13 protein-coding genes and 1 tRNA gene are annotated in these 15720 nt (G+C 71.3%); 2 read left to right on the top strand and 12 right to left on the bottom strand.

The genetic code is table 11. The features are described from left to right. Nucleotides 1-14: 14 nt before the first annotated feature. The gene (locus tag ACVWWH_RS13020; RefSeq protein WP_066497605.1) at nucleotides 15-554 is read right to left on the bottom strand and encodes a dihydrofolate reductase family protein; all 540 of its coding nucleotides are present in this window, start codon (nucleotides 552-554) and stop codon (nucleotides 15-17) included. An 89-nt stretch (nucleotides 555-643) separates the two neighbouring features. On the opposite strand from ACVWWH_RS13020, the gene ACVWWH_RS13015 reads away from it, so the two are divergent. After that, nucleotides 644-1006, top strand: coding sequence for a hypothetical protein (locus tag ACVWWH_RS13015; RefSeq protein ID WP_457316854.1), 363 nt, complete (start codon nucleotides 644-646; stop codon nucleotides 1004-1006). Between the two features lie 46 nt (nucleotides 1007-1052). Here ACVWWH_RS13015 and ACVWWH_RS13010 read toward each other — a convergent pair whose 3' ends face one another. The 3 genes from ACVWWH_RS13010 to ACVWWH_RS13000 all read right to left on the bottom strand — a co-directional run bounded on the left by ACVWWH_RS13010 (nucleotide 1053) and on the right by ACVWWH_RS13000 (nucleotide 2712). Then, a complete protein-coding gene (locus ACVWWH_RS13010; protein ID WP_066497603.1) occupies nucleotides 1053-1277 on the bottom strand; it encodes a hypothetical protein in 225 nt (74 codons plus the stop codon). Continuing rightward, nucleotides 1274-2467 (bottom strand): anion permease, encoded by a 1194-nt coding sequence (locus ACVWWH_RS13005; RefSeq protein ID WP_457316853.1) that lies wholly within the window; start codon nucleotides 2465-2467, stop codon nucleotides 1274-1276. The genes ACVWWH_RS13010 and ACVWWH_RS13005 overlap by 4 nt, the downstream gene beginning before the upstream one ends. Nucleotides 2468-2630: 163 nt before the next feature. Next, nucleotides 2631-2712 (bottom strand) — tRNA-Leu (locus ACVWWH_RS13000). 83 nt (nucleotides 2713-2795) lie between these two features. Between ACVWWH_RS13000 and ACVWWH_RS12995 the strand changes: the two genes are divergently transcribed. Next, nucleotides 2796-3422: an ANTAR domain-containing response regulator gene (locus ACVWWH_RS12995; protein ID WP_457316852.1), complete on the top strand. Its 627-nt coding sequence runs from the start codon at nucleotides 2796-2798 to the stop codon at nucleotides 3420-3422. Between the two features lie 85 nt (nucleotides 3423-3507). On the opposite strand, the gene pyk is transcribed toward ACVWWH_RS12995, so the two are convergent. The 8 genes from pyk to ACVWWH_RS12955 form a co-directional block, all read right to left on the bottom strand. Continuing rightward, nucleotides 3508-5016, bottom strand: a complete 1509-nt coding sequence (gene pyk / locus ACVWWH_RS12990) for a pyruvate kinase (protein WP_066497599.1) — start codon at nucleotides 5014-5016, stop codon at nucleotides 3508-3510. A 99-nt stretch (nucleotides 5017-5115) separates the two neighbouring features. Then, nucleotides 5116-6576 (bottom strand): glutamate synthase subunit beta, encoded by a 1461-nt coding sequence (locus ACVWWH_RS12985; RefSeq protein WP_457316851.1) that lies wholly within the window; start codon nucleotides 6574-6576, stop codon nucleotides 5116-5118. Further along, nucleotides 6569-11188 (bottom strand): glutamate synthase large subunit, encoded by a 4620-nt coding sequence (gene gltB / locus ACVWWH_RS12980; protein ID WP_457316850.1) that lies wholly within the window; start codon nucleotides 11186-11188, stop codon nucleotides 6569-6571. Before gltB ends, ACVWWH_RS12985 begins: the two co-directional genes overlap by 8 nt. 444 nt (nucleotides 11189-11632) lie before the next feature. Next, on the bottom strand, nucleotides 11633-12439 hold the full coding sequence (gene trpA, locus ACVWWH_RS12975; RefSeq protein WP_457316849.1) for a tryptophan synthase subunit alpha: 807 nt from the start codon (nucleotides 12437-12439) through the stop codon (nucleotides 11633-11635). Further along, entirely contained in the window at nucleotides 12436-13791 is a 1356-nt protein-coding gene (gene trpB, locus ACVWWH_RS12970) for a tryptophan synthase subunit beta (RefSeq protein WP_457316873.1), read from the bottom strand. The genes trpA and trpB overlap by 4 nt, the downstream gene beginning before the upstream one ends. Nucleotides 13792-13909: 118 nt before the next feature. Next, complete coding sequence (gene trpC / locus ACVWWH_RS12965) at nucleotides 13910-14752, bottom strand: indole-3-glycerol phosphate synthase TrpC (RefSeq protein ID WP_457316848.1); 843 nt, start codon at nucleotides 14750-14752, stop codon at nucleotides 13910-13912. After that, nucleotides 14752-15015, bottom strand: coding sequence for an HGxxPAAW family protein (locus tag ACVWWH_RS12960; protein ID WP_066497593.1), 264 nt, complete (start codon nucleotides 15013-15015; stop codon nucleotides 14752-14754). Before ACVWWH_RS12960 ends, trpC begins: the two co-directional genes overlap by 1 nt. A 69-nt stretch (nucleotides 15016-15084) precedes the next feature. Further along, nucleotides 15085-15687, bottom strand: a complete 603-nt coding sequence (locus tag ACVWWH_RS12955) for a Trp biosynthesis-associated membrane protein (RefSeq protein ID WP_244932790.1) — start codon at nucleotides 15685-15687, stop codon at nucleotides 15085-15087. Nucleotides 15688-15720: the final 33 nt, after the last annotated feature.

Raw genomic sequence — 15720 nt, 5'->3', positions numbered from 1 at the left:
CGTAGCGCAGCCGGTCAGGCCCGCGCGTAGCGCAGCTCGACGGTCCCGCTCCGTTCGGTCAGGCCCTCGAGCGTGAACCCTGCGGGCACGCCGAGGGGGGTGCCGCCGAACAGGGGCACTCCGCCGCCGAGGGCCACGGGGACGATCGTGAGGACGATCCGGTCGATGAGCTCGGCCGCGAGGAACTCCCCGGCGAGGGCGCCTCCGCCGACGATGTAGACGTCCTTCTCGCCGGCATCCCGGCGGAGCTCGTCCTCGAAGGTGACTACGTCCCCGCGCACGAGGACCACGTCGGCGCCGTCGTCCGTGCCGAGCTCGTGGTGCGTGAAGACCCAGCAGGGCACGGTGTACGGCCACGCGCCCGGCTGGTGCGCCCGGATCCACTCGTACGTCTCGCCGCCCATCACGACGCAGCCGACGCCGGCCTCGAACGCCTTGTACGACTCCCCCAGGCCCTCGACGTCGTTGAACCTCTCGAGCCAGTCGAGCCCGCCGTTGTCCTGGGCGATGTAGCCGTCGAGGCTGCTCCCCACGAAGTAGACGAAGTCAGCCATGGCGCCCAGCCTAGCCACGGGGCGGCGGCTTTCCCAGAACCCGCCGCGGCGCGTGGACGTGGCCTGCGGGCGGCGCTAGCGTCGGGGCCATGGATGCCGAGAACCAGAACGCCAGCAGCCCGTCCGCCGACCGCGCCCCGCAGGAGGGGGGCTACGGCAGCCCGACCGCCGAGGAGGAGATGCCCCAGGGAGCCCCGACCGGGGGCGCCGCCACGCAGGGGTCGGCCCCGAACGAGCAGGAGCAGGACACCGCAGTCAGGGACGCCCAGGATCAGGGCGGCTCCGAGCCCCGCGAGGAGCCGCAGGCGGACCTGGCGGAGCCGGAGGAGGCCCCCTCCACGGACGCCGACCTCGACGAGGGCAACACCGAGGACCATGGGAACCGCGAGTCGTTCTCCTCGGAGTCCGACGCGGACGCCTCCGGCCTGCCCGAGGGCGGCGACTCGGCCTGATGCCCCCCACGGGCGCCCCTGGGGCGGGCCCGCCGCCCCAGGGGACCTAGTGGAAGTATGGGATGACGAGGTACACGCCGTAGACCACCGCGGCTCCGGCCAGCGCGTAGCTCACGCCCGATCCGGTCCGGAGCAGGGCCCTGATCCGCTGCCGCTCGGGGTCCCGCGCCTCGCTCCCGAGGCGGATCGCGAGCGAGAAGAACAGCACGATGCTGCCCGCGCCGAGGATGGTCGCGATCGCGACCACGATGAAGGCTCCCCAGTCGATCACCGGGCTTCCCCCTTCTGACGGCGCTTGCGCTTGCGCGGGAAGTTCACGGCGTCGCCCGCCTCCTCGACCTCGACGACGTTGTGGTGGCCCACACGCTGGCGGTTGTTGAGGTAGAACATCCAGGCGATCGCGGCGATGCCCACCACGACGACGAGGATCACGCCTGGCGCCCCGAGGCCCATGAGCAGCGCGGCGGCTGCACCGACCACGGCGGCGGCGGGGAGCGTGAGGACCCAGCCGAGGGCGATCCGGCCTGCGGTGCCCCACTTCACGGAGGTTCCCCGGCGCCCGAGCCCGGACCCGATGACCGCTCCGCTCGTCACCTGGGTCGTGGACAGCGCGAATCCGAGGTGCGACGAGGCCATGATGGCGGCGGCCGTGCTGGACTCGGACGAGAACCCCTGGGCCGGGCGCACCTCCGTCAGGCCGGTTCCGACCGTCCTGATGATGCGCCAGCCGCCCGCGTAGGTCCCGATGGCGATGGCCGCGGCGCAGGCCACGATCACCCACGCCTGCGGGCCGGTCCCCGGCTTCTGCAGCCCGCCGGCGATGAGGACGAGCGTGAGGATGCCCATGGTCTTCTGGGCGTCGTTGGTGCCGTGCGAGAGGGCGACGAGGCTCGAGGTGAAGATCTGGCCGACGCGGAAGCCTCCCCGGCCCTGCTTGAGCTTCTCCCCCGTCTCGCTGTCCCGTCTTGCCGTCACCGCGTAGGCGATGCGGGTGCACAGCCACGCCGAGGCGCCGGCGATCAGCGGCGCGGCGACGGCGGGGAGGATCACCTTGGAGAACACCGTGCCGAAGTTCACGGAGTAGAGCCCGATGCCCACGACGGCGGCGCCGATCAGGCCGCCGAAGAGCGCGTGCGACGAGCTCGAGGGCAGGCCGCGCAGCCACGTGAACATGTTCCAGAGCACCGCGCCGATCAGGCCGGCGAAGATGATCTCCGGGGTGATGTGCACGCCGTCGGCGCCCTCGCGGATGAGGCCGCCGGAGATGGTCTTGGCGACCTCGGTGGACAGGAAGGCCCCCACGAGGTTCAGCACCGCGGCGAGGGCAACCGCCTTGCGCGGGGTGATCGCCCCGGTCGCAATGGGGGTCGCCATCGCATTGGCGGTGTCGTGGAAGCCGTTCGTGAAGTCGAAGAAGAGCGCCAGTGCGATGACCAGCACGATCATGGTGGTGATGTCCACCCGTCGTCCCCTCAGGTTGTGGTGAGGCTGATGCGCGATCCCCCGGCCACCAGCTGTTCATCCGAAGTTCGGCACAGGTCTGTTGACGGGCGGCGGGAATCGCTCCGGACCATCCTATACAGCGCCGGGCGCCCCGACTGTGCCGGGGCGCCCGGCGCCCGGGTGCCCGAGGTGGGACTCGAACCCACACACCTTCCGATACCGCATTTTGAGGGCGGCGCGTCTGCCAATTCCGCCACTCGGGCCCAAGGCCTCCCCATGGCCTGCCCGTCCACTGTACCCGGTAGGATCTGAGGCAGGAACATCCGTCTGCCCCCAAGGAGCCAGCGTGTCAGACAAGACCCCCCAGCCGGCACCGGCCGCCGAGAAGGCGACCGCCGCAGCCCCCGCCCGCCGTGTCGTCGTGGCCGAGGATGAGACGCTCATCCGCCTCGACATCATCGAGATCCTCCGCGGGGAGGGCTACGACGTGGTCGCCGAGGCCGACAACGGGGAGCGCGCCGTGGAGCTTGCCGAGGAGCTCAAGCCCGATCTCGTCCTCATGGACGTGAAGATGCCGGTCATGGACGGGATCACCGCCGCGGAGAAGATCGTGACGGCCCGCATCGCCCCCGTGGTGCTGCTGACGGCGTTCAGCCAGAAGGAACTCGTGGAGCGCGCGCGGGACGCGGGCGCCATGGCCTACGTCGTCAAGCCGTTCACGCCCAACGACCTCGTGCCGGCCCTGGAGATTGCCCTCTCGCGCCACGAGGAGATCAAGGCGCTCGAGTCCGAGGTCACCGACCTCAAGGAGCAGTTCGCCACGCGCAAGCTCGTGGAGCGGGCCAAGAGCCTCCTCATCACGAAGATGGGCCTGACGGAGCCCGAGGCGTTCCGGTGGATCCAGAAGACCTCCATGGACCGCCGCCTGAGCATGCGCGAGGTCTCGGAGACCATCATCAACCAGGTCAGCTGACCCGCGCCGGCTACCGGCGGCCGGCACAGCACGAGGGCGGCACCCGTTCCGGGTGCCGCCCTCGTGGCGTCTGGAGCCTGCGCGCCTAGAGCTTCTCGCGGCGGGGCTCGGTGGGCAGCGGCCAGGGGCCGACCTGCTCCCGGACAGGCGCCGGAGTGCCGTCGAAGGCCTGGCCGGCGTCGGCGACGTCGCCCACCTTGTGCACCCGGAGCATATTGGTCGAGCCGGCCACCCCGGGCGGGGAGCCGGCCGCGACCACCACGATGTCGTTGAGCTCGGCGAGGCCCGCCCGGAGGAGGTACTCGTCGACCTGGGCGATCATCTGGTCCGTGTGCGCGGCGAAGTCGACCATGCGGGGCTGGATGCCCCAGCACAGGCTGAGGGTGTTCAGCGTCGAGGTCAGCGGCGTGAACGCGAAGACGGGCTTCTGCGGGCGCAGGCGGCTGAGGCGTCGGGCGGAGTCGCCCGTCTGCGTGAAGGTGCAGATGTACCTCGCGTCCAGCTGGTCAGCGATCGCCACCGCGGCCCGCGTGATCGCACCGCCGCGCGTCTTGGGCTGCGAGCCCAGCGGGGGAACCCGCTCGAGGCCGTGCTCCTCGGTCGATTCGATGATCTTCGCCATCGTCTGGACGGTCTCGACCGGGTAGGCGCCCACGCTGGTCTCGCCCGAGAGCATGACCGCGTCGGCACCGTCGAGGACGGCGTTGGCGCAGTCCGAGGCCTCGGCCCGGGTCGGGCGCGGGTTCTCGATCATGGACTCGAGGACCTGGGTCGCGACGATGACGGGCTTGGCCCAACGGCGGGCCAGCTCGATCGCGCGCTTCTGCACGAGCGGGACCTGCTCGAGCGGGAGCTCGACGCCCAGGTCGCCGCGGGCCACCATGATCGCGTCGAACGCGTCGATGATCTCGTGCAGCTGCTCGACGGCCTGGGGCTTCTCGATCTTGGCGATGACCGGGACCCTGCGGCCCTCCTCGTCCATGATCGCGTGCACGCGCTCGACGTCGCGGGCGTCCCGCACGAACGAGAGCGCCACGAAGTCAACGCCCCGCTTGAGCGCCCACCGCAGGTCGGTCTCGTCCTTCTCGCTCAGCGCCGGCACGTTCACGGCCACGCCGGGGAGGTTGATGCCCTTGTTGTTGGACACCGTCCCCCCGACTGTCACCTCGGTGACGACCTTGACGTCGTCGACCGCCGTGGCGCGCAGGGCGACCTTGCCGTCGTCGATCAGGAGGGCATCGCCGACCTTCACGTCCTCCGTCAGGCTCTTCAGCGTCGTCGAGCAGATGTCCTTGGTGCCCGGCACGTCCTCGGTCGTGATGGTGAAGACGTCGCCCACGGCCAGCTCGTGCGGGCCGTCCACGAAGCGGCCCAGTCGGATCTTGGGGCCCTGGAGGTCCGCCATGATGCCCACGGCCTTGCCGAGGTCCGCCGCGGCCTTGCGCACCGTCTCGTAGGTCTTGTCGTGGACCGAGTGGTCGCCGTGGCTCATGTTCATGCGGGCCACGTCCACGCCCGCCCTGATCACGGCGACGGTGTTCTCGTAGCTGGAGATGGCCGGTCCGAACGTGGCCACGATCTTCGCGCGTCTCATATACCTACCCTAGGTCTTGTCCGGTGGACAGCGGTTGCTGGGGATGTGAACAGCTGGGGAGGTGCGGGGTTCCCGGCCGGGGGCCGGGAGCCCCGCACCTCACAGGACCGTGATGGCCCGATCGGACGGCGCGACGGGCGCCGGCAGGATGGTCGAGCCCATGAGGTGGCGGTCCACGGCGGCCGCGGCGGCGCGGCCCTCCGCGATGGCCCAGACGATGAGCGACTGGCCGCGGCCGGCGTCGCCCGCCACGAAGATGCCGGGCACCTCCGTCATGTAGTCGGCGTCACGGGAGACGTTCCCACGGTCGTCGAAGCCGGCCTCGACCTGCTCGGCGATGCCGGCAGGCTCGGCGCCGGTGAAGCCGAGCGCGAGGAGGACGAGATCGGCGGGGATGATCCGCTCGGTCCCGGCCTTGGGCAGGCGCCGGCCGTCGACGTACTCGGTCTCAGCGACCTTGATGCCGGCGAGCCGGCCGTTCTCCCCCACGAACTCGACGGTCGAGGCGAGGTAGGTCCGCTCGCCGCCTTCCTCGTGGGCCGTGGCGACCTCGAAAAGGGTCGGGAACATCGGCCAGGGCTGGTGCGCGGGGCGCTCGGCCGGGGGCTGCTTGCCGATGGCGAGCGTCGTCACCGAGGCGGCCTGCTGGCGGTGGGCCGTGCCGATGCAGTCGGCGCCGGTGTCGCCGCCGCCGAGGATGACCACGTGCTTCCCGCGCGCGTCGATCTGGCCCGGCACGGTGTCCCCGGCGACAGCGCGGTTGGACTGCACGAGGTAGTCCATCGCGTAGTGGACACCGTCGAGGTGGCGCCCGGGGATCGGCAGGTCGCGCGGCACGGTCGCGCCGGTCGCGATGACGACCGCGTCGTACCGCCTGCGCAGCTGGTCCCAGCTGACGTCCTTGCCCACTTCCACGCCCGTCCGGAAACGGGTCCCCTCCGCCTGCATCTGTGCAAGGCGGCGGTCGATCACGTCCTTCTCCATCTTGAAGTCCGGGATGCCGTAGCGCAGGAGGCCGCCGATCCGGTCGTCCCGCTCGTAGACGGCGACCGTGTGGCCGATCCGGGTGAGCTGCTGCGCGGCGGCGAGGCCGGCCGGCCCGGAGCCGACGACCGCGACGGTCTTGCCCGTGAGGCGCGCCGGCGGGAGCGGCTCGACCCAGCCGGCGTCGAACGCCTCCTCGGCGATCGAGACCTCGATCTGCTTGATGGTCACCGCCGGCTGGTTGATGCCGAGCACGCAGGCGCTCTCGCAGGGGGCGGGGCACAGCCTGCCGGTGAACTCGGGGAAGTTGTTCGTCGCGTGCAGCCGCTCCGAGGCGTCCTGGCCCTCGCCGCGGCGGGTGAGATCGTTCCACTCGGGGATGAGGTTCCCGAGCGGGCAGCCGTGGTGGCAGAACGGCACGCCGCAGTCCATGCAGCGCGACGCCTGGCGGCGGAGGACAGGGCCCTCCTGCCGGGCCTCGTACACTTCCTTCCAGTCCATGATGCGGACCGGGACGGGGCGCCGCTGCTGCGTTTCACGCTGGCGCACTTTCATGAATCCGCGTGGGTCAGCCACCGGTCACCTCCAGGATGCGAGACCAAACTTCTTCGCCGTCCGGGTCCAGGCCCTCTTCGAGGGCGGCCAGACGGGTCTGCAGCACCGCTGCATAGTCGCGCGGGAGGACCTTGGTGATCCTGGCCGCGGTGTCGTCGAAATTGTCGAGGAGCCGCTGGGCGTGGGCGGAGTCGGTCTCCTCGATGTGCTTGACGAGCAGGTTGCGCACGATGTCGCGGTCCTCGTCGTCGAGCTCGATCAGCTGCAGGTCGCCCGAGTCCAGGGCCTGCTTGTTCACGCGGCTCGGCTTGAGGTCGAGCACGAAGGCCGTGCCGCCGGACATGCCGGCGCCGAAGTTCCGCCCCGTGCGGCCGAGGATGAGCGCCTGGCCTCCGGTCATGTACTCGCAGCCGTGGTCGCCGATGCCCTCGACGACCGCCGTCGCGCCCGAGTTGCGCACGAGGAACCGCTCGCCGACCTGTCCGCGCAGGAACAGCTCGCCGCCCGTGGCGCCGTACCCGATCACGTTGCCCGCGATCACGTTGTGCTCCGCGGGGAACACGTTGGTGCGATCGGGGCGGACGATGATCCGGCCCCCGGAGAGGCCCTTGCCGACGTAGTCGTTCGAGTCGCCGAAGAGGCGCAGCGTGATGCCCGCCGGCAGGAACGCGCCGAGGGACTGGCCCGCCGTGCCCGTGAGCGTGATGTCGATCGTGTCGGTACCGAGGGTCTCGATGCCGAACGTCTTCGTGACGCGGTGGCCGAGCATGGTCCCGACCGACCGGTCCGTGTTGACCACGGGCAGGCTGATCTTGACCGGAGTCCGGTCCGAGAGCGCCTCGCCCGCGAGCTCGATGAGCCTCACGTCGAAGTGCTTCTCGAGCTCGTGGTTCTGGCCGGTCGTGTTCCGCAGCGGCGCGTCCTCGTCGAAGTCGAGCCCGGCAAGGATCGGCGTCAGGTCGAGGCCCTCGGCCTTCCAGTGGTCGATCGCGTCCTTCGCCTCGAGGAACTCGGAGTGGCCGATGGCCTCCTCGATCGAGCGGAAGCCCAGGCGGGCGAGGATCTCGCGGATCTCCTCGGCGATGAACTCGAAGAAGTTGACCACGAACTCCGGCTTGCCGGTGAAGCGCGCGCGCAGCTCGGGGTTCTGGGTCGCGACGCCCACCGGGCAGGTGTCCAGGTGGCAGACGCGCATCATGACGCAGCCGGAGACCACCAGCGCGGTGGTCGCGAAGCCGAACTCCTCGGCGCCCAGGAGGGCGGCGATGACGACGTCGCGGCCGGTCTTGAGCTGCCCGTCGACCTGGACGACGACCCGGTCCCGGAGCCCGTTGAGCATGAGCGTCTGCTGGGTCTCGGCGAGGCCGAGCTCCCACGGGACGCCCGCGTGCTTGAGCGAGTTCAGCGGCGAGGCGCCGGTCCCGCCGTCGTGCCCGGAGACGAGCACTACGTCGGCCTTCGCCTTGGTCACGCCCGCGGCAACCGTGCCGATGCCCACCTCGGAGACGAGCTTGACGTGCACGCGGGCGCCCGGGTTGGCGCGCTTGCAGTCGTAGATGAGCTGGGCGAGGTCCTCGATCGAGTAGATGTCGTGGTGCGGCGGCGGCGAGATGAGGGCCACGCCCGGGGTCGAGTGGCGCGTGCGGGCCACCCACGGGTAGACCTTCTGCGCCATGAGCTGGCCGCCCTCGCCGGGCTTGGCGCCCTGGGCCATCTTGATCTGGATGTCGTCGGCGTTGGTGAGGTAGAGGCTCGTCACGCCGAAGCGGCCCGACGCGACCTGCTTGATGGCCGACCGGCGCTCGGGGTCGAGCAGGCGGTCGACGTCCTCGCCGCCCTCGCCGGTGTTGGACTTGCCGCCCAGCCGGTTCATCGCGATCGCGAGCGTCTCGTGGGCCTCCTTGGAGATCGAGCCGTAGCTCATCGCGCCCGTGGAGAACCGCTTCACGATCGAAGAGACCGCCTCGACCTCCTCGATCGGCACCGGCGGGCGCAGGCCCTCCTTGAACCGCATGAGGCCGCGCAGGGTCATGAGGTTGCGCGACTGGTCGTCGACGCCCTCGGTGTAGGCCTTGAACACGTCGTAGCGGCGTTCGCGGGTCGAGTGCTGGAGCCGGAAGACGGTCTCGGGGTTGAACAGGTGCGGCTCGCCGTCACGGCGCCACTGGTACTCGCCGCCGCCCAGGAGCGGCCGGTGCGGCTGCTCGATGCCGGAGGACGGGTAGGCCATCTCGTGGCGCGCCGCGACCTCGGCGGCGATGACGTCGAGGCCGACGCCGCCCAGCTGGCTGTGGGTGCCTGCGAAGAACTCGTCGACGAGGTCCTGGGACAGGCCCAGCGCCTCGAACGTCTGGGCGCCGCAGTACGAGGCGACCGTCGAGATGCCCATCTTGGACATGATCTTCAGGACGCCCTTGCCGAGGCCCTTGATGAGGTTGTAGACGCCGTCCTCGGCGCTCACGCCCGGGAGCTCGCCGCAGCGGATGAGCTCCTCTACGCTCTCCATCGCGAGGTAGGGGTTGACCGCGGACGCGCCGTAGCCGAGGAGGACCGCGACGTGGTGCACCTCGCGGACGTCGCCCGCCTCGACCACGAGGGCCGTCTTGGTGCGGTTGGCGCTGCGGAGCAGGTGATGGTGGACCGCGGAGAGGAGCAGGAGCGACGGGATCGGGGCCCACTGCGCGTTCGAGTCCCGGTCCGAGAGGACCACGTACTGCACGCCGCGGTTGATCGCGCCGGAGACCTGCTCGCAGATCTCGGTGAGGCGGGCGCGCAGCGCGGCCTCGCCGCCGTCGGGCCGGTACAGCCCGCGGATCTTGATCGCGATGCGGTCCCCCGCGTTCTCGCCGGTCTCGGAGACCATGTTGGCGATCTTCGCGAGCTGGTCGTTGTTGATCACGGGGAACGGCAGGACCACCTGCCGCTCCTTGACGCGGCCGGTGCCCAGAAGGTTGCCATTGGGGCCGATGGCCCCGTTGAGGCTCGTCACGAGTTCCTCGCGGATGGCGTCCAGCGGCGGGTTCGTCACCTGGGCGAACGACTGCACGAAGTAGTCGAACAGGAGGCGGGGCCGCTTCGAGAGGACGGCCACCGGGGTGTCGGTGCCCATGGCGCCGATCGGCTCGGCGCCCGTGCGGGCCATCGGCCCGACGAGGATGCGCAGCTCCTCCTGGGTGTAGCCGAAGGTGCGCTGGCGGACGTTGACCGACTGCGGGGTGTGGACCACGTGCTCGCGCTCGGGGAGCTCGTCGAGGCGGATCACGTTGCCCTTGAGCCACTCCGCCCACGGGTTGGTCCCGGCGATCTCGGCCTTGACCTCCTCGTCGTCGATGATCCGCCCGGCCTCCGTGTCGACCACGAACATCTTGCCCGGCGAGACGCGGCCCTTCTTGACCACGTTGGCAGGCTCGACGTCGACCACGCCGACCTCCGAGGCGAAGACGACGAGGCCGTCCTCGGTGACCCAGTAGCGGCACGGGCGCAGGCCGTTGCGGTCGAGGGTGGCGCCCACGAGGGTGCCGTCGGTGAAGGACACCGCGGCGGGTCCGTCCCACGGCTCCATGAGGAGCGAGTGGTACTCGTAGAACGCGCGGCGGGCGGGATCCATGGAGACGTGGTTCTCCCACGCCTCGGGGATCATCATCATGATCGAGTGCGTGATCGGCCGGCCGGAGAGCCACAGGAGCTCCGCGACCTCGTCGAACGACGCCGAGTCGGAGGCTCCCGGGGTGCAGATCGGGAACAGCTCCTCGGGCACGTCGCCCAGCAGGGGGCTGCTGAGCTGGGACTGGCGCGCGCGCATCCAGTTCCGGTTGCCCTTGACCGTGTTGATCTCGCCGTTGTGCGCGATCGTGCGGAAGGGCTGGGCGAGCGGCCAGGAGGGGAACGTGTTGGTGGAGAACCGCGAGTGCACGATCGCGAGCTTGGTCGCGAAGCGCTGGTCGGACAGATCCGGGTAGAACGGCTCGAGCTGCGCGGTGGTAAGCATGCCCTTGTACACGATGGTGCGCGAGGACAGCGAAGGGAAGTACACCCCGTACTTGTTCTGGGCCCGCTTGCGGATGCGCCAGGCGCGGGCGTCGAGGTCGTTGCGGCCGAGCTGCTCGCCGGTGGCCGAGGCGAGGAACGGCTGCTCGAACCGCGGCATGCACGCACGGGCCATGGCGCCGACCAGCTCGCCGACCACGGGGACGCTGCGCCAGCCGAGGACGGTGAGGCCCTCGGCCTCCGCGAGCGACTCGATGCCGGCGCGCGCGGTCGCCGCCTCGCGGTCCTCGGTCGGGAGGAAGGCGATGCCGACGGCGTACTGGCCGGCAGCCGGCAGCTCGAAGTCGACGACGGCCCGGAAGAACTCGTCGGGAATCTGGCTCAGGAGGCCTGCGCCGTCGCCCGTGCCCTCGTCGGCTCCGACGGCGCCGCGGTGCTCGAGCGCGCGCAGCGCGTGCAGGGCGGCGTCGACGATGTCATGGCCGGCCTCCCCGCGCAGCGTCGCGACGATCGCGAGGCCGCAGGCGTCCTTCTCGGCATCGGCGCTGTACAGCCCCGAGGAGGGAGGCATTGCAGCGAAGCGGTCGAAGGGCGAGAGAACCCTCTCGGACTCCTGCGCTGCGGCGCCGTGGGTCGGGTGAGTCATGACGTAACGTCCTTCCTCCTGGTCGATTCGCGACAGGGGACAACGTTGGCCCCGCAATGCTGGCCGCGTTGAGGGCACAGCAAGGCGCTGATTACTGGAATTGTATGGCCGGCCCGTACGGGGCGAAACGGCCCGCCGGTCGCACGGCAATACGCTGGCGTCCCCCCTGCGCGTGGCGGGAGGATCGGTTGGCCCACGTCATTGTGGGGGACGAGCCGCCCGGGCGGTGGCCCGGTATGGAGCGGCCGCGGCACCCCCTGCCAGTCGGCCGGTCGGCTGCCGCAGGACTCGCGGGCGGCCTCAGGTGCGGGCCGCCGAGCGTTGGAGCCGTCTCGACTAGCCGCAAGACTACCACGCTGCCGTATGCCGAGACGGGATCGTCCGGATGCCGGACGGAAGATGACGCGCGCGGCCGGCCCGCGTTACGGGGCCGGCCGCGTCCGCTCAGGCCTGGGCCGCCGTGCGGGCCAGGCCTTGGCTCAGTTCTGCGGCGAGGCGGCCGACGGCGTCCGGGCCGCCCTCGCGCAGGGCGCTGACGATCGCGGTGCCGACGATGACGCCGTCGGCGTACGCGCCGATCTCCCGCACGTGCTCCGCGGTGGAGACGCCCAGGCCGACGCACACCCGGGGAGCCCCGGCGGCCCGGGCCGCGTCGACCACGGCGCGCGCGGCCGAGTCGACGGCGGTGCGGGCACCCGTGACTCCCATGAGGGAGACGGCGTAGGTGAAGCCGCGCGTTGCGGCGACGGTCTTGGCCATGCGCTCGGGGCTCGTGGACGGCGCCACGAGGAAGACCCGGTCGAGGCCGTACTCGTCGGAGGCCTCGAACCACTCGGCGGCCTCGTCGGGGACGAGGTCGGGCGTGATGAGGCCCGATCCCCCGGCCTCGGCCAGCCGGCGGGCGAACTCGGCGACGCCCAGGCGCATGACCGGGTTCCAGTAGGTCATCACGAGGACGGCGGTCCCCAGGTCCGCGGTGGCGTCCGTGACGGCCTTCACCACCTCGAAGACGCTCGAGACGTGGAAGCCGTTGGCCAGCGCCTCGGTGGTGGCGGCCTGGATCACGCTGCCGTCCATGACCGGATCCGAGTAGGGGATGCCGATCTCGATGATGTCCGCGCCGTTGCGGGCGAGGGCAATCGCCGCGTCGATGCTCCCCTGGACGGTCGGATACCCGGCGGGGAGGTACCCGACGAGCGCGGCACGGCCCTCGGCCTTGGCCTTGTCGATGGCGTCGGCGACCTTGCTCACGCGATGCCCTCCTCGGTCTCGTCCTGGTCGTCGGTGTCGCCGACGGCGTCCTCTCCTGCGTGCGCGACGGTCCCCTTGGGCCGACGCGTCGACAGGGTGGTGCCCTTGACCTGCCCGTTCTCGTCGAGCATGCCGAACCACTCGGCGGCCGTCTGCACGTCCTTGTCGCCGCGGCCGGACAGGTTGACGATCACGATCCGCTCGTGCGGGTCGCCGCCTTCCTCGGCCAGGCGCTGCCCGACCTTGATGGCCCCCGCGAGGGCGTGGGAGGACTCGATCGCGGGGATGATGCCCTCCGTGCGGCACAGGAGCCTGAAGGCGTCCATCGCCTCCGCGTCCGTGATCGGCTCGTAGGTGACCCGTCCGATGTCGTGCAGGTAGGAGTGCTCAGGGCCGACGCCGGGGTAGTCGAGGCCCGCCGAGATCGACTCCGACTCGACCGTCTGGCCGTCCTCGTCCTGCATGAGGTACGTGCGGGCGCCGTGGAGCACGCCGGGGCGCCCGAGCGTGATGGTGGCCGCGTGGTGTCCGGTCTGGACGCCGCGGCCGCCGGCCTCGAGGCCGTACAGCCTCACCGAGGGGTCATCGAGGAACCCATGGAAGATGCCGATCGCGTTCGATCCGCCGCCCACGCACGCGCAGACGGCGTCCGGGAGCCGTCCGGTCTGCGCGAGGATCTGCTCGCGGGCCTCCTCGCCGATCACCTCGTGGAAGAAGCGCACCATGGCCGGGAACGGGTGGGCGCCCGCGGCGGTGCCGAGGAGGTAATGGGTGGTCTGGACGTTGGCCACCCAGTCGCGCAGGGCGTCATTGATGGCGTCCTTGAGCGTCTGCGAGCCGTTCGTGACGGGCACGACCTCGGCACCCAGGAGCTGCATCCTGGCCACATTGAGGGCCTGGCGCCGGCAGTCCTCGGCGCCCATGTACACGACGCACTCCATGCCCAGCAGGGCCGCCGCGGTGGCGCTCGCAACGCCGTGCTGGCCGGCGCCCGTCTCGGCGATGAGGCGGGTCTTGCCCATGCGCTTGGCCAGGAGGGCCTGCCCGAGGACGTTGTTGATCTTGTGCGAGCCGGTGTGGTTCAGGTCCTCCCGCTTGAGGAAGATCCGGACCCCACCGGCGTGCTCGGAGAACCGCTTGGCCTCCGTCAGGAGGGACGGGCGGCCCGAGTAGTTGCGGTTCAGGTCGGCGATCTGGGCCAGGAACTCCGGGTCCGCCTTCGCCTTCTCGAACGTGTCGTCCAGCTCGTCGAGCGCGGCGATGAGCGATTCGGGCATCCATCGGCCGCCGTAGGATCCGAAGTACGGCCCCGGGGCGTGGCGCAGGCTGCCGGAGAGGAATTCCTCTGCCATGGCCGCCTCGGCCCCGGTACTCGTCGTGTGGTCCCCGCTGCCGGGGCTGCCTGCTGGCATGGTCTCGCCCACCAGTCCTACCTTCCTTCCGGCGCCCGCCGTGGCTGCGCCGTGTCTCCTAGTGCGCTGTCTCCTGCTGCGCCGCGTGGCGTCCGGCGATGGCCTCCGCCCCGGCCCGCTTGAAGTCCCGGATCCGCGTCAGGGGGTCGCCGTGCGTCACGAGGGCCTCGCCCACGAGCACGGCCCCGGCGCCCAGGCCCGCGTAGTACGCGATGTCCTCCGGACCCTGCACCCCGGACTCGGCGACCGCGATCGCGCCCTCCGGGAGCCGGCCGGCGAGCCGTCCGAAGACGGCCCGGTCGACGTCGAGGGTCTTGAGGTTGCGGACGTTGACGCCCACGATGCGGGCCCCCACGGCCGCCGCGCGGTCGATCTCCTCTTCGGTGTGGGTCTCCACGAGGGCATTCATGCCGAGGTCATGGGTGAGCTCGAGCAGGCCGCGCAGGCGCGCGTCGTCGAGCGCCGCGACGATGAGGAGCACGAGGTCGGCCCCGTGGGCGCGGGCCTCGTGGATCTGGTACTCGTCGACCGTGAAGTCCTTGCGGAGCACGGGGATCGTGACTGCGGCCCGGACTGCGTCGAGGTCAGCGAGGCTGCCGTTGAAACGGCGCTGCTCGGTCAGGACGCTGATCACCGAGGCGCCGCCGTGCTCGTACTGGACCGCGAGGGCCGCAGGGTCGGCGATCTCCGCGAGGGCGCCCTTGGACGGGCTCTTGCGCTTCACCTCGGCGATGACGCGCAGCTCCCCCGCCGGCAGCCCGCCGCCGAGCGCGGCCCACGCGTCGAGCGCCGCAGGGCGCGCGGCGGCGGCCGCCTCGATCTGGGCGCCCGGGACCTGCCGGACCCGCTCGGCGAGGTCCTCGCGGACGCCGACGATGATGTCGTCGAGGACCGTGGGCATCAGTGCTGGTTCTTGAGCTTGCTGCCGCCGACCCCGTAGCCCGCCTTGCGCATGGCCCAGCCGACGATGAGGCCGATCGCGATGACCACGACGCCGCCCCAGAACACCGGGTTGCTCGCGATGACGAAGCCGATGCACGAGATGATCGACCCGATCATCATGACGAAGACGCACGTCCAGGCCGCGGGGCTGTTGCCGTGCCCGAGATCCTCGCTGGGCGTGGCCTCGTTGGCGCGGGCCTGCGAACTGTGCGTGTTGCTCATCTCTTCTCCTCCATTGCGGTACTACGGCCATTCTGCCATCTTCGGCGTCGCCCGGGCGCCACGGGCGGCTCAGCCGGTCGGGTCCTCGCCGCGCGAGAGGCTGTCCCATCCGTCGATGCCGTCGACGGCTCCGGCCGGCCCTTCGCCGTCGGTCCCGGCCTGTCCCGCGCCCGCGCCGCCGGCGTCTGGCGCGGTGCCCGCGGCGGCGGCCCGGCCGGCGTCGTATCGTGTGCGCAGCGCCCAGTGGCGGGACGCGACGATGAGCAGCACCCCGGACAGCGCCAGGAGCGTCCCGGCGGCCGCGGCGAGGGCCGGGTACGGGGTGAGCGCCACGGAGGCCTGGGACCCGGCCAGGCCCGTGGCCTGGGCGATCGAGCCCTCGGCGGCGCCCCGCGGATCGGCGAGGACCGCAGCGCAGGCCGCGGCGACGCCCACCCCCGCGAGCACCACGACGACGCTCGCCACCGCGCGGCCGACCCGCCCCGCAACGGCGGCCGCGAGCGTTCCCGCGAGGCCCACGAGGGCCAGGGCGGACACCGACGTCGCCGCCTTGCTTCCCTGCACGCTCAGGTGTGCGGTGCGCACCGCCGAGCCCTGCACCTCGGCGTCGACCCACGTCTGGGTGGTCGCGCCGAAGGCGAGGAGCGCGAAGGCGAGTGCCACGACGACCACGATGGGCTTCCTCGCCCACCGGGGCGCTGACGT

Source organism: Sinomonas sp. RB5, assembly GCF_054063535.1.
The sequence above is the reverse complement of the archived record's forward strand: the minus strand, read 5'-3'. Positions and strand labels throughout refer to the sequence as shown.

What these genes read in the sequence shown, in the direction of transcription:
- ACVWWH_RS13020 (WP_066497605.1), bottom strand. Translation starts at nt 554, where the DNA reads ATGGCTGACTTCGTCTACTTCGTGGGGAGCAGCCTCGACGGCTACATC.
- ACVWWH_RS13015 (WP_457316854.1), top strand. Translation starts at nt 644, where the DNA reads ATGGATGCCGAGAACCAGAACGCCAGCAGCCCGTCCGCCGACCGCGCC.
- pyk (WP_066497599.1), bottom strand. Translation starts at nt 5,016, where the DNA reads ATGAGACGCGCGAAGATCGTGGCCACGTTCGGACCGGCCATCTCCAGC.
- gltB (WP_457316850.1), bottom strand. Translation starts at nt 11,188, where the DNA reads ATGACTCACCCGACCCACGGCGCCGCAGCGCAGGAGTCCGAGAGGGTT.
- trpB (WP_457316873.1), bottom strand. Translation starts at nt 13,791, where the DNA reads ATGGCAGAGGAATTCCTCTCCGGCAGCCTGCGCCACGCCCCGGGGCCG.
- trpC (WP_457316848.1), bottom strand. Translation starts at nt 14,752, where the DNA reads ATGCCCACGGTCCTCGACGACATCATCGTCGGCGTCCGCGAGGACCTC.
- ACVWWH_RS12960 (WP_066497593.1), bottom strand. Translation starts at nt 15,015, where the DNA reads ATGAGCAACACGCACAGTTCGCAGGCCCGCGCCAACGAGGCCACGCCC.